Origin of the sequence: Vreelandella janggokensis, assembly GCF_031451615.1 — a bacterium.
Classification (GTDB): domain Bacteria; phylum Pseudomonadota; class Gammaproteobacteria; order Pseudomonadales; family Halomonadaceae; genus Vreelandella; species Vreelandella janggokensis.
Genome location: NZ_JARWAJ010000001.1, coordinates 1,367,333 through 1,380,141 on the forward strand (window position 1 = coordinate 1,367,333; position 12,809 = coordinate 1,380,141).

Annotated in this window: 13 protein-coding genes; 5 read left to right on the forward strand and 8 right to left on the reverse strand. The window is 53.7% G+C overall.

The window, feature by feature from the left end; genetic code table 11:
- Position 1 precedes the first annotated feature (1 nt).
- Both tusD and QC816_RS06265 read right to left on the reverse strand, forming a co-directional pair.
- A complete protein-coding gene (tusD, locus tag QC816_RS06260) occupies positions 2 to 394 on the reverse strand; it encodes a sulfurtransferase complex subunit TusD (RefSeq protein WP_085918587.1) in 393 nt (130 codons plus the stop codon).
- A 105-nt stretch (positions 395 to 499) separates the two neighbouring features.
- Positions 500 to 1,180, reverse strand: coding sequence for a Bax inhibitor-1/YccA family protein (locus QC816_RS06265; RefSeq protein WP_085918588.1), 681 nt, complete (start codon positions 1,178 to 1,180; stop codon positions 500 to 502).
- Between the two features lie 193 nt (positions 1,181 to 1,373).
- Here QC816_RS06265 and QC816_RS06270 point away from each other — a divergent pair, with 193 nt between their 5' ends.
- Positions 1,374 to 2,132, forward strand: coding sequence for a dienelactone hydrolase family protein (locus QC816_RS06270; RefSeq protein ID WP_309781431.1), 759 nt, complete (start codon positions 1,374 to 1,376; stop codon positions 2,130 to 2,132).
- A 49-nt stretch (positions 2,133 to 2,181) separates the two neighbouring features.
- On the opposite strand, the gene QC816_RS06275 is transcribed toward QC816_RS06270, so the two are convergent.
- From QC816_RS06275 to QC816_RS06290, 4 genes are all read right to left on the reverse strand, one after another.
- Positions 2,182 to 2,343, reverse strand: a complete 162-nt coding sequence (locus QC816_RS06275; RefSeq protein ID WP_176243658.1) for a hypothetical protein — start codon at positions 2,341 to 2,343, stop codon at positions 2,182 to 2,184.
- A 77-nt stretch (positions 2,344 to 2,420) separates the two neighbouring features.
- The gene (locus QC816_RS06280; RefSeq protein ID WP_085918589.1) at positions 2,421 to 3,431 is read right to left on the reverse strand and encodes a hydrolase; all 1,011 of its coding nucleotides are present in this window, start codon (positions 3,429 to 3,431) and stop codon (positions 2,421 to 2,423) included.
- A gap of 18 nt (positions 3,432 to 3,449) precedes the next feature.
- Positions 3,450 to 4,136: a LuxR C-terminal-related transcriptional regulator gene (locus tag QC816_RS06285; RefSeq protein WP_085918590.1), complete on the reverse strand. Its 687-nt coding sequence runs from the start codon at positions 4,134 to 4,136 to the stop codon at positions 3,450 to 3,452.
- A 197-nt stretch (positions 4,137 to 4,333) separates the two neighbouring features.
- Positions 4,334 to 4,891, reverse strand: coding sequence for a response regulator (locus QC816_RS06290; protein WP_309781393.1), 558 nt, complete (start codon positions 4,889 to 4,891; stop codon positions 4,334 to 4,336).
- Between the two features lie 242 nt (positions 4,892 to 5,133).
- Between QC816_RS06290 and QC816_RS06295 the strand changes: the two genes are divergently transcribed.
- The 4 genes from QC816_RS06295 (at position 5,134) to QC816_RS06310 (ending at position 10,642) form a co-directional block, all read left to right on the forward strand.
- Positions 5,134 to 7,008 (forward strand): bifunctional diguanylate cyclase/phosphodiesterase, encoded by a 1,875-nt coding sequence (locus QC816_RS06295; RefSeq protein WP_254902891.1) that lies wholly within the window; start codon positions 5,134 to 5,136, stop codon positions 7,006 to 7,008.
- A gap of 357 nt (positions 7,009 to 7,365) precedes the next feature.
- Positions 7,366 to 8,301 carry a GGDEF domain-containing protein gene (locus QC816_RS06300; protein WP_309781394.1) on the forward strand — a complete coding sequence of 312 codons (936 nt, stop codon included), beginning with the start codon at positions 7,366 to 7,368 and terminating at the stop codon, positions 8,299 to 8,301.
- Between the two features lie 126 nt (positions 8,302 to 8,427).
- Positions 8,428 to 9,369 carry a cobyrinic acid a,c-diamide synthase gene (locus QC816_RS06305; RefSeq protein ID WP_085918593.1) on the forward strand — a complete coding sequence of 314 codons (942 nt, stop codon included), beginning with the start codon at positions 8,428 to 8,430 and terminating at the stop codon, positions 9,367 to 9,369.
- Positions 9,370 to 9,445: 76 nt separating this feature from the next.
- A complete protein-coding gene (locus tag QC816_RS06310) occupies positions 9,446 to 10,642 on the forward strand; it encodes a toxic anion resistance protein (RefSeq protein WP_085918594.1) in 1,197 nt (398 codons plus the stop codon).
- A gap of 15 nt (positions 10,643 to 10,657) precedes the next feature.
- Here QC816_RS06310 and QC816_RS06315 read toward each other — a convergent pair whose 3' ends face one another.
- Entirely contained in the window at positions 10,658 to 10,945 is a 288-nt protein-coding gene (locus QC816_RS06315) for a sll1863 family stress response protein (protein ID WP_085918595.1), read from the reverse strand.
- A gap of 79 nt (positions 10,946 to 11,024) precedes the next feature.
- Entirely contained in the window at positions 11,025 to 12,662 is a 1,638-nt protein-coding gene (locus QC816_RS06320; protein WP_085918596.1) for a BCCT family transporter, read from the reverse strand.
- Positions 12,663 to 12,809 lie beyond the last annotated feature (147 nt).

Below are 12,809 nucleotides of genomic sequence, written 5' to 3' on the forward strand. Positions count from 1 at the left end.
CTCAACTGGCAAAGGTAATCAAACGATCGCAGCGTTGTTGCAGCGTCAGCAACTGACCAAGCCCGGTCAGCTCAAAGGGAGCTTCCAGGTTAAAGGCATCATGGCCATGGCGGGATGCTTCAGATTGACTGATGACACCACGCCTCAGCGCAGCGGCGATACATACATCCAGCGCCACATTGTGGTCTTTATGAAGCGCTTTCCAGGCTTCGCGCAGGTTCAACTCATCCTGCGGCGGGGTCATTAGCATTGACGCATTATGAACACCGTCGTGATAAAAGAAAACGCCGGCGAGCTGATGACCCCTTGCCAGCACCGCATGGGCAAACCTGAGCGCCGAATGAGGCGCCGGCTGGCTGTAGGGGGCCCCCATGACTAACAGTCCGTAATTCATTGCCCTTACCTATCGGTGTGGCGAGTGACATCCTGCATATAACAAAAAACAGACCCTGGTAATAGGGTCTGTTGAGACATGCTGCTATGTGTAACGCCAGATGGGTTACTCGTTGCTCATGAAACCGAGCAGCGACAGCAGGCTGATAAACAGGTTGTAGATAGAGACGAAGAGCGTGATGGTGGCCAGAATATAATTCGTCTCACCCTGGCGATGGATGATTTCACTGGTCTGGTAAAGAATGGCCGCTGAAGAAAACAGTACGAAGCCAGCCGATACCATCAGTGAAAGCGCGGGGATGTTGAAAATCAACGCCGCCACCATCGCGAGCACCAGCACGATGGCACCGGCCACCATGAAGTTGGCCAGGAAGCCAAAATCTTTCTTCGTTATCAGGGCGACGGCTGATAGGCCGATGAAGGTGATGCCGGTCATGGCCAGGGCATTCATGATCAAGGCGCCGCCATTGGGCAGTGCCAGGTAGGCGGACAGGATCGGCCCTAAGGTGAAGCCCATGAAGCCTGTGAAGGCAAAGGTAGAAAGCAGCCCTAGCGCTGAATTGGCCGTTTTATGGACCAGGAACATCAACCCGTAAGCACCAATGAAGAACACGAAGATGTTCAGTTGCTGAACGCCCATCGCGACGGAGGCGCCTGCGGTGACCGCAGAGAAAAGTAGCGTCATCGCCAACAACGCGTAGGTGTTACGCAGCACTTTGTTGGTGCTAACCGAATTGGCTACACCGCCAGAGGCTGATTGCGCAATATGCGAGTCGTTGTAACTCATGTGTTCATGCTCCGTAATGATCTATCAAACAGTTGACCAGCATGCCGTTACCGAGTTCCAGACGCAAGTCTTTGTCTTCCACGCTATTAGTCTTTCAGCGTTGAGACTTTCAACATTGTGTCAGTTTAGCAAGCGTTAGCTATGCTTGCTAAGAACCTCCTTGATACCCATTCCCACCTTGGACACCAAGATGATGAAAAAAATTCTATTCCCTGCCAGCACCATCGTGCTGATGTCATTTGCTCAGGCTACTTTTGCTTTCTCCCCCGCCGGGCAGGATGTGGCTTACTCCATCAATGATGAAGATTTCGAAGGTTATTTCGTCTCGGGTGGTGACGACGCACAAGGCAGCGTGCTGATCGTTCATGACTGGGACGGGCTGGATAATTATGAGCGGGAACGTGCCGATATGCTCGCCGAAAAAGGCTTTGACGCGTTTGCCTTGGACCTGTTCGGGGAAGGCAACCGGCCCCAGGCAGTTGAAGACAAACGGGCGGCCACCAATCGGCTTTACGAAGACAGGGAACGGATGAGAGCGCTTACCCTCGGTGGCCTTTCGCAGGCAAGGCAACAGGGTGCCGCCGATAACACCGTGATCATGGGGTACTGCTTTGGCGGTGCAGTGGCACTGGAGATCGCCCGTTCTGATGAGGCCGAAGATATTGCGGCGTATGCCAGCTTTCATGGTGGGTTGACCACGCCCGAGGGGCAGGCCTATTCAAGTGATACGGCACCGATCTTCATTGCCCACGGTGGCGCCGATTCATCGGTGAGCCTCGGCGATGTAGCGACCCTGGCCGGCGAACTGGAAAACGCCGAAGTTACCTACGAAGTCGGTATCTATTCTGGCGCGCCACACGCCTTTAGCGTCTTCGGAAGTGATGCTTACCATGAACGTGCCGACCAGCGCTCCTGGCAAGCCTTTACGGTCTGGCTGGAGGATATGCTCTAAATCGAGTGACCCAGCGGTTAGCCCCGCTGGGTATGTTGATGTCCGCGCCTCAACTTTGCACGTCTTCCTCATCGTCTTTCAGCGGTGTGGTCTTGGTCACCGCGGTTTGACGTGCGTCCTGCGATGAGTTGTAGAGACGCGTGTCAATCACATGCAGTACCGCTAATTGTGCAAACAGCACAGCAAAACAGATAATCAGACCTTTTAGCATGGCGTCTTTCCATAAGGGCTCCCAATGAGCCTTATAGCTGCATAGTAGTGCAACGCCTCACTAACACAATCAATATTTCACGCGCAGCTCGCCCACTTCTCGGCGTTTGATAGCGTAGACGCCAACCACGCTGGCAGACGCCGCTCCAGGTAATAGCCGGGGGATCTGGGCGTGCCTTCAATAAAGCCCACGTGCCCTCCTTGGCGGTGAAACTCAAGCGTCACGCTGGAAGGTAATGACTGTGGAGGTGGTGCACTTTCCGGATAAAGAAAGGGGTCGTCTTGTGCCTGGATGATCAGCGTCGGCACAGTGATCGACGAAACAAAATACAGACTGCTGCATCGCTGGTAATAGTCGGCAGCGCTTGAAAAACCATGCAAGGGGGCCGTTACTCGCTCATCGAATTCCCATAGCGTGGACATCCCCTTGAGCGACCCCAAAGCTAACAGCTTTGCGTATTCATCGGGGTCGCCATTGATGGAGAATCGCTGGCGCTTATCTTTCATGTAATGACCCAGGTCGCGTAAAAAACGGGCTTGATATATTTTCGACATGCCCTGACGAATCCTCTCGGCACTGTGGTCCAGACGAAACGGGACCGAAACGGCGGCGGCTGCCTGCAACGGGGTGGCACTGCCCTGCTCGCCCAGGTATTTCAACAGGACGTTGCCGCCCAGCGAATAACCAATGGCCGCCAGAGGCTGGGCCGGTCGGCGCATGGATAGCATCCCGACAACCTCAGCCAGGTCGTCACTCACCCCAGAATGATAACCGCGAGCGAGCTGATTGGGCTGTCCAGAGCAGCCGCGCCAATTCACGGCCACACTCTGCCAGCCTCTCAAGGCTAACGCCTGCTGCTGGCCCAGGATATAACGTGACGAAGAACTGCCGGTCAGCCCGTGTAGCAGTATGACGCAAGGCGTATCGTCGTCACGACGGCCATACCAGTCGAGATCAAGGAAGTCCCCATCTTTCAGTGTCATCCGCTCACGCTCGCGCGCTAAAAGCAGTTCTGAACGAAACAATGGGCTATACAGCGTTTGCAAATGACCACCGGGCAGCCATCTGGAAGGACTAAACGAGGACATGGATAACCATCGTGTTGTTCATTCAGGTTCATCCGTTTCGTTGGGTGAAACCAATAAGCCAAATCGAATCGCTTCATGAACGAGCCCTGCCGTATGCCTCACCCCCAGGCGACGCATAATATCGGCTCGATGGGTCTCGACGGTTTTAATACTGACGTTAAGCTGGTCAGCAATGGCCTTGCTGCGAAAGCCTTTTGCCACCAGCTCAAGAACTTCGCATTGACGCGAGGTCAAGGGGTTATCCGGGATGGCGGAGGTCCCGACAACGGAGGCTGCTTCAACGAATTGCTCAGGTTCCATGGAAGTAAATACAAAACACTCGCCCATCGACGCTTTCTTGATTGCCAATTCCAGTGTATCGACGTCAGCGTTTTTATGTAGAAATCCATGTGCCCCTTCTTCGAAAAGGCGGCGAATGAAACTATCGCTGGAATAGCTGGATAGAATCACGACCCGCGCTTTGGGGCACCGCTTCCTGAGACGACTCAATGACGCGACTCCCTTCATCGAAAGCAACGTTGCGTCGATAAGTGCCACATCAACATCGGTATATACGTCGTCGTCTTTCAGCAACTGTTGCGCAGAGCCAACCTCGGCAATCACCGTCATGTCATCAAAGGTTTCAATAAGCGAGCTGATCGCAGAAAGAACGAGCTGATGTTCATCCGCCAGTAGTATCTGGATGGTATTGTCATTAGATTTCATGAATTTATGCTGTTGACCTTGACAGGTTGTTGCCTGTAACTCCCTCTTGGCTGAGGGTGTGTTCAATCGTGAATCGTGAACCTAGCAGGCGCATCACCCCGTTACTGGATAAAAAGTTAACATTAGAAATTTAGGTGTATATTCGTTCCTGCACGTTAACGCAGTGATCGACAAAGCAGTATAAGTAAAAACCCTGACTAGCTATCCTGCTGGAGCATACCCAAGTGCTGTGCCTTAAGGAGCATATCCTCAATCGAATGACAATTTTGATGGGTGTCAGCACCTATGTTTTCGCCGTCTAGAATACCTTCTGACGCCGATGATTCATACAACCGTTTGAGTAAGGTTGGGCACAAAAACATCTTCCCCTTAACAGCGACACGCAGCGCTATTTCAAGGTCGCTGATACCAGCGCTACGCAGCAAAAAACCGATAGCCCCTGCCTGAAATGCTCTTCTTACATCCGTCAGGCTAGGATTGACCGACAGGATGACCACCCGCGTTTCGACGCCGCTTTCGTGAAGCTGACGAGCGGCATCAAACCCCGCCTGACTGGGGAATTGTGCGTCAATCAAGGCAACATCAACGCACAAGGTTTGCACCACCGCGTCCAGATCATGAGCACAAGAAGTGCTGCCCACCACGTCAACTCCCCTGAACCGCTCGATAACCTTGCAAAGTCCCTCACGAATAAAACCGCTTTCGTTGACAACCAACACTCTGATAGCTGACCCGGAACCTTCTTGTGGATTCACTTCGCACTCCTCATTAATCAATGCTGTTTTACGGCATGCCCCACTGATTTTGGACGCTCCCACTGACTGCTGAGCAAAACGATTTATTACAACCCCCTGACGAGAATACTTACCTTCCTCGTCGTGAACAGCTTTTTAAGAGGCACATGAGCACCAATATATACATAAAAACCCCTAGAACATTTGAAACATACCCGCAGGAATGATTAAATCAATTACTATCGTTTAAAGCACGAGTGTCAATGCCCCGGCTGGTTACCTGCGTGCTCAGCTTCAAGCAGGCATATTCAATGGATGACGAAAGTAACCGCTGCCCCCCTTTGCAAAACGATGACAACGGCCTCACCCCTCAGTATTCACCAGATGCCGCCCCAGAAGCGCACTTTGATCGTTTTATCCACCTGGTGTCCCAGGTATTCAATGTGCCCATCGCTTTCATTTCACTGTTCGATGAAAATAGTCAGCGGCTGAAATCGTCAGTCGGCATGGAAGGGCGTGAAATCTCACGCGAGTTTTCTTTCTGTATCCATGCGCTAGAGCACGGTTATATGGAAGTGTCCGATACATTGGAGAGCGATTTATTCAAACGCCATAGGGCCGTGATTTCATATCCTTATATTCGGTTCTACGCTGGCGTCGTGTTACGCGACCCAAACCGAAAGGCAATCGGTACGCTCTGTCTTAGTGATATCCAGCCGCGCGCACTCAATGAAGTTGAGCGTTCATGGCTGCTCGCCTTTGGCAATATTGTCGAAGAGCAGATCAACATCAAGACGCAGATACTCGAGATGCGCCACCAGGCCAGCCGTATTAATCAACGGGATGCGCGAACGGGCCTACCCGACGAAACCTTGCTGGGCGAAACATTGGACAATCTAGTCCAACTTGCTGAAACCGAATCTTACCATCTGGTTGTTTTGCACTTGCGGATCAACAACCTAGACGAGATTAGTCGGCTTCATGGTCGCAAGTATCGTAACGCGATTCTTAAATGCCTGGCCGATCGTCTCATTGCCCCTGATATCGGTATCCTGACAGCTGGCAATATCGACATTGATCGTTTTGGTGCCGTGGTATCCATCTATTCACTGCGCGATCTTTTCGGCGTTATCAAGCCGATTATCAACAAGCTGAACGCTCCCATTGATCTCGATGGTCATACGGTAAGACCGAAAATCGACGTAGGGGTCAGCGTCTCACCAAGTGATGGAATCAACCCGGATGATTTGCTGGAAAGGGCTCGTACAGCGCTAAAGGCACCCAAGACATATGAAAACATTCATGTCTTTACCCATCGCACAGAAGAAAGTGCGTTACGTCGACATGAGGTTGAGCAGCGCCTTGAAGCGGCTCTGTCAGGGAATAAATTGCAGCAACACTACCAGCCGCTGGTCTCCGCCGATGGCAGCGGCGTGGTTGGGTTCGAAGCACTAGCGCGCTGGCAGGATAACAAGCTGGGGGCCATCAGCCCTGGAGAGTTCGTCCCCATTGCCGAAAAAAATGCACGGCTGTCACGGTTACTGACTGACTGGTCGCTTGAGCTTGTATGCCAAAAAGCCTTCCATTGGCCCCTCAAGCTCAGCGACCCCTCGTTGAAAATCGGGGTCAATATCCCCGCTAACCAGTTTTATCAACCCAATTTTGTCGAGCAGGTTCTGCGGACCCTTGGTGAGCACAACCTGGCCCCACAGCGCCTGACGCTGGAACTTACCGAAGAAAGCCTGCTGACAGATATCGACCGCGCGATTTCGACCATGGATAAGCTGCGAAACAGCGGTATATCTCTGGCGCTGGATGATTTTGGTACTGGCTATTCGTCACTGAATTATCTCAAGCGCTTACCCGTTGACGTGCTTAAGATCGACAAGAGCTTTATCGACGACCTGCCTCATGATGAAAAAGCCATCAATCTCGTGAGCGGCATTATCCGCATCGCTCACGGCCTTGGTCTGACGGTCGTTGCCGAAGGCGTTGAATACCAGACACAGCAGACGCTATTGGAAAAGCTTGGCTGTGATGTCCTTCAGGGCTACCTGTTCAGCCGTCCCGTTGATGCCGACAAAGCACTCAATTTTTTAGAGGCGTGGTCTCAGGGCTCTCATCCTGCAGCCATGTAAATGGCATTCAGGCACTTCATCACATCTCCACATACCAGCACGGGATCTTTGGCATGCCTTCAACACGCAAGGCATCTCAGCCCCTTACAACGGTTGGTACATAAAACGACATTGACACACCCAATGATAGAGCGCCTTAAAGGGTGCTTAAGGAAAAGATGGTGGCATCTTTATTCAAGGCCAATAGAAAAATCAGCAGTCGAACAATTCATTGACCTTCAAGTACATTGGATAATCTGGGTACTGGCTATGGATGCTGACCCAAGCACTAATTTTTAAGAGGTATGGCCTCAGGGCCCTCATTCGGCAGCCGTAAAAATGGCATCGAGGAACACTATCAACCCCGCAAATCATGGCATGCAGACTTCATCTCGAATTTTCGGTATGCCTTCGACATCGCAAGAGTGGCAGTCCTTCGCGATCATGCTACAAAAACTGCATAAGATAAGAGGCTTCGGCTACTGGCAGATGTCACTATCAACTGGGCAGATGTATTGGTCAGAGATGGTTTACGAATTCTTTGGCGTTGACCCTGACCGGTTCATACCTGATAGAAAGGACTTTATCAGGTTGGTGCATCCCTCTGATCGGAAAAAAGTTGCCAAGGCACAGCAGACACTTAAGAAAACCGGCGCCATTGATATCAAATATCGTATCGTCCAGCCTGGTGGTAATGTGCGCTGGATACATGAAGTTGCCGATAACTCTGCACCCGACGACCCTGATATTCTCCTCAGCACTTTACAGGACATCACCGACCACAAGGTGCTGGAGAAAAACCTAAGAAATCAAGCAATCACTGATGACCTCACCGGCACATTCAACCGAGGTCACTTTATGAAACGACTTCGACAAGCCTTTTCTCATTTTTGTCGAAGCGAACATAACGCCGCCGTCCTGCTTTTTGATGTCGACCATTTTAAAAACGTCAACGACACTTATGGGCATGCCGTAGGCGATAAGGTACTGAAGCAAGTTTGCCGCTTATTCAAGGAACGGTTCAGAGAGACCGATGTCATCGGGCGTTTGGGTGGAGAGGAATTTGCCGTGCTGCTGTTTGAAATAACGCCAGACGCTGCATTAGCAATCGCTGATGATATCAGACAAAAGCTTGCCAACACTGCCTTCACTACGCATACCGGTGCTACCTTTTATATTTCTGTCACCTGCGGGCTTGCGCATTTCACTGCGGATGACGCAACAGAAGAAAGCATTCTTCATCGTGCGGATACCTCTCTCTACACAGGCAAGCATCACGGGCGCAATCAAGTTGTTGGTGAAGTGCAATGTTGATCCATAAATTCATCAATACCATCCACATGGAGGATGCAAGTCAATATTAGAGTGCCAGCGCTGCTGGTGCTGATCATCCCGGCTCGGTTACTCTAGGCGTTCAATCACTCAAGGATAATCGCATCAATGTTGGGATTCCTGCAGGGATTTTCCTATGGCCTCTTCATGACCTGTCTCCCCTGGTTACTGGTCGGCCTGTACAACCCCGGTATAGCGCTTCCGGTGGCAACCCAAGGGCGGCTACAGGTCGTCTTCCGCTATTGCCTGATCATCCCTTTCATCAGCATGCTGCTATGGCTAACCTCTCTTTGGGGTGGTTTCAGCCCTAGTCTGTTTGGCTGGTTGGCGGGCATTGTTGCCATTCCGGTGGCGCTGCCCATCGAGCGAACGCTACGCGGCTGGCTTGCTCGCCGCCGTGAACGCCGTCGAGAGGCTCAAAGTATCGCCGAAGCGCAGCAGCGCAGAGCCCAGGAGGAGCGCAAGGCCTATGAAGCTGGCGTCTCGGTGCTCGATCCGGCAAGACCACCCGAGGGTGCCGATGATCTTGTGTTGGCCATGTGTCGGGCCAAGCAGAGCTTGCTGGACGTCAAGCGTCCTGACCTGGCGATTCTCGCGGACCGTCTCTACAGCCGCTACCGTCATGTCATGGACGTCCTGAGCGGTCGCTTCCACACGGGCGAGCTGGCCTTTGAGCGCTCGCGCGGGCTGGTCACCCAGGTATGTCTCGGCGCGGTGGATACACTGACGACCATGGCCTCCCAGGCCCGCGGCGTGGTCAGCGTGGACGGCCAATACGTGCGCGGTCGGCTGGAACGGGATGGCAAACGGCTAAGCGATGAGGAACGTGCCGCCCTGGTGCGTCGCCTCGACTTGCTGGTGGAGACCGAACATCGGCTCAATGAGCGAGCCGCCCGAATTGAGTCGGCGCTTACCGTGCTCGACGATACCGCCGTTTCCATGTCACGCATCGAAACAACGCGACCCCAGGCGTCCGTTACCACCGATAAAGCGCTGGAAGATCTGCGCCGCTTCGTCGAAGGCGCCGATCGGTATGCGCGCAAAGACTGATCCGGTAGCCATTGATAGAGTAACGTTTTACGACGGTCTTTTGATCACTTAGTTTTTTTATCCTCTGGAGACGCTCATGACTCAGCCATCGGATGACCAACCTCGCCTCTCCCTGCCACCGGTGGACGAGATCGCCAGCCAATTGGGGGCGCGCCAGGACGAGTCAGTTGAGCCTGACAAGCAGGATATCGACCCCGAACTCGCGTCCCTGGCTGACCGTTTTATCGAGGACATTCTAGCCGAAGGCGACGAGGCATCAGCGGTTCGCCAGCGCCGCGCCGTGGACGAAATGGGCCTGGAGCTTCAGCAGCAGGCCGCCCATCGCAGTGCCATGCTGCAAACACCGCTCCGCAAGCTGGCCCACCAGGGCGACGAAGGTGGGCCGGTTGCCAAGGCGCTAAGTGACCTACGGGGGCGGATGGAAGGCCTCGACCCCGCCCGTCATCGCCTGGCGCCCAGCGCACTGGATCGCGTGATGGCGATCATTCCCGGCGTCGACAGCCGCTTGCAGCGCTACTTCCGCAAGTTCGAGAATGCCCAGCAGGCCCTGGACGCGATCATCGAGGAGCTGGAAGGCGGTCGCGACATGCTACATCGTGACAACCTCACTCTTAGCGATGACCAGAAGGCGCTCAATGACATCCTCAGTGAGCTGAACCGCCAGATCACGCTGGGTCGCTTGATCGATCAGCGACTTCAGGATGATGTCGCCGACCGTGACGTGAATGACCCACGGCGTCAATTTATCGAAGAGGAGCTGCTCTTTCCGCTTCGTCAACGCATTGTCGATCTTCAGCAACAGTTGGCGGTGAGCCAGCAGGGTGTACTGGCGCTGGAAGTCATCATCCGCAACAACCGGGAGTTGATGCGCGGTGTGGACAGGGCCATCAACGTGACCGTCTCGGCCCTTACCGTTGCAGTGACGGTCGCCATGGCCATGGCCAATCAGCGTCTGGTGCTGGACCGCATCGAATCCCTAAATTCCACCACATCGCAGATGATCGGCGGAACCGCCAAGGCACTACGCCAGCAGGGCGTGGACATCCAGAAGCGGGCCTCCTCGGCGATGCTCGACATGCAGGTGCTCGAAGAGGCGTTTGGCGAGGTGATGGGCGCAATCGACGACCTTTCAACCTACCGTCAGGAAGCCCTGCCCCGCCTGGATGAGCAGATCGACCGCCTCGCCGCTTTGTCAGAGCAGGGAAGTGCGTCTATCGAACGACTACGCGAAGGCAATGAGGCGCAACCGCAGGACGGTCGTGCCTCCAACTAATGGGGCTAGCGCCGGCTACTTGAAACGAGAGGAGGCGTCCCGGAAAGCTTTGCGCATCAATTCCCAGGAATCGTCCATGCCCTGGCGAACGGTATCCCAGGCCTCTTCACTGGCATGGCGCAGTTCCTCGAGCCTTTGCTGAGTCTCCGCCTGGCGCTTCTTGAGTCGCTCAATGTCTTCGTGGTATTTGACTCTGGCCTCATCACTGGCCTGACGGGCCTGAGCGGTTAGTTTGTCGATTTCAGCATTCCACTCATCAAGCCTGGCTTTCATTTCCTCGATGAATTCATCGCGTTGACTCATTGCCATTCTCCCCTTGCGGTAATGGATCCGGAAAATGCTGTCTCAAGTTTCCTATAATCTTTTGATCTTCGAAAGGGGCTTAGGTTCTCCCCTTCTCGCTCGCTGATAACTCCTCAGGTTTGGGTGGATCACCAACCTTCACCGCCCCAAGGTCTTCGTGGGACAACCCACGGAACAACGCGAACATCATGGCAAACACCAGAATGAACATTGGCAGACCGACAACGGTAATCACCTCCTGCAATGCCGTCAGCCCTGCATCGCCGGCAAGCACAATGAGCATTGCCGCCAACATGCCTTCAGAGACCCCCCAGAATACGCGCTGATGCCAAGGGCCAGGGTCAGGGCTGCCGGTACATAGCATGTCGACCACCAGGGACGCGGAGTCTGATGACGTGGCAAAGAAGATGGCAACGATGACGACCGCCAGACCCTGAATCAATGTAGCGGCCGGGAAATTCTCGAAAAACGCAAACATGGCGAGTGGAATGCTTTCGCCGACGGCAGCAGACAAGACACCGGCCTGCTCGCCCATTGCTTCCCGGGCCTCGGGCCCGATTCCGTCAATCTCCATCGCCGACCAGCCAAAGATCGCAAACCAGATCAACGTGAAAATGGAGGGCGCGAACAGCACCCCAAGCACGAACTCGCGGATGGTCCGCCCGCGGGAAATCCGTGCCACGAAGATCCCTATGAACGGCGACCAGGTGACTGTCCAGGCCCAGTAGAATACGGTCCAACTGCCCTGCCATCCCCAGCCACTGCCATCATCGTTGGTATAGGTCGCCAGGGTGTCATTCCAGAACGCCATGGGCAGCAGGTTCGATATATAGAGCCCAAATGTCTCGACAACGGCACGTAAAAGGAAAACGGTAGAGCCTGTAAAGAGCACAAACATCATCAGGCCAACGGCCATACCGATATTGATATTGGAAAGCCGTTTTACACCTGAATCCAGCCCTGCCACGATCGAACCGACAGCAACGCTTGTCAGAATGGCAATGATCAGCACCTTGGGCATCACTGCATCAGGAATACCGAACAACTCCGTTAACCCCGCATTGATCTGCTGAGTCCCCAGGCCAATGGAGACTGCCACGCCAAAAAGGGTACCGAGAATGGCAAAGATATCGAGGGATTTACCGACGGAACCGTAAATGCGCTCGCCAATCAATGGGTAGAAAACCGAGCTAAAACGCATCGGCAGATTGAAACGATAGATAAAGTAGGCGAAAGCAAGGCCCGGCATGGCGAAGATCGCCCAGGTATGCAGCCCCAGGTGATAGATCGAAAAGCTCATGGCATCGTCAGCGGCCTCTACAGAGAAGGGTTCAACATCCGGCCTTGGTGGCGTCGTAAAATGGGAAATAGGCTCCGCTACGCCCCAGAACATCAACACCGTGCCGATACCGCCCGCAAACAGCATGGCGAACCAGGAGATATTGCTATAAGCCGGTTTGGCATCATTGCCACCCAGGCGGATTGCCCCATAACGGCTGATCGCCACCCAAAGCAGGAAGGCCACCCAGCTCGTCACCCCGAAAATAAAGAACCAGCCAAGATTGGTGACGATCCATTCCCGTCCGGCGCCGAAGGCATCGCCTATGGGGCCCGGCGCAATTAAAATCACTACCAAGAAAAGGATCATGATCCCTGCGGAGGTGAAAAATATAGTGGGATCCGTCCTGAGGCCGAGCTTCCGCGCAAGTGCATCCATTATTGTTACTCCTATCGCCTTTCCGACAACATAGGAGTTTTACGTCGATCACGCCAAGTTACGAGGATGACAAGCCTTTATTCGGCTAGATTTATCTGTGTAATATTCGACTGTGATAACAACCACTCGCTATCGACAAGCCGGAGC

Coding starts and splice junctions, on each gene's coding strand:
- tusD (WP_085918587.1), bottom strand. CDS start 394: ATGAATTACGGACTGTTAGTCATGGGGGCCCCCTACAGCCAGCCGGCG.
- QC816_RS06265 (WP_085918588.1), bottom strand. CDS start 1,180: ATGAGTTACAACGACTCGCATATTGCGCAATCAGCCTCTGGCGGTGTA.
- QC816_RS06270 (WP_309781431.1), top strand. CDS start 1,374: ATGAAAAAAATTCTATTCCCTGCCAGCACCATCGTGCTGATGTCATTT.
- QC816_RS06275 (WP_176243658.1), bottom strand. CDS start 2,343: ATGCTAAAAGGTCTGATTATCTGTTTTGCTGTGCTGTTTGCACAATTA.
- QC816_RS06280 (WP_085918589.1), bottom strand. CDS start 3,431: ATGTCCTCGTTTAGTCCTTCCAGATGGCTGCCCGGTGGTCATTTGCAA.
- QC816_RS06285 (WP_085918590.1), bottom strand. CDS start 4,136: ATGAAATCTAATGACAATACCATCCAGATACTACTGGCGGATGAACAT.
- QC816_RS06295 (WP_254902891.1), top strand. CDS start 5,134: ATGCCCCGGCTGGTTACCTGCGTGCTCAGCTTCAAGCAGGCATATTCA.
- QC816_RS06300 (WP_309781394.1), top strand. CDS start 7,366: ATGCAGACTTCATCTCGAATTTTCGGTATGCCTTCGACATCGCAAGAG.
- QC816_RS06305 (WP_085918593.1), top strand. CDS start 8,428: ATGTTGGGATTCCTGCAGGGATTTTCCTATGGCCTCTTCATGACCTGT.
- QC816_RS06310 (WP_085918594.1), top strand. CDS start 9,446: ATGACTCAGCCATCGGATGACCAACCTCGCCTCTCCCTGCCACCGGTG.
- QC816_RS06315 (WP_085918595.1), bottom strand. CDS start 10,945: ATGAGTCAACGCGATGAATTCATCGAGGAAATGAAAGCCAGGCTTGAT.
- QC816_RS06320 (WP_085918596.1), bottom strand. CDS start 12,662: ATGGATGCACTTGCGCGGAAGCTCGGCCTCAGGACGGATCCCACTATA.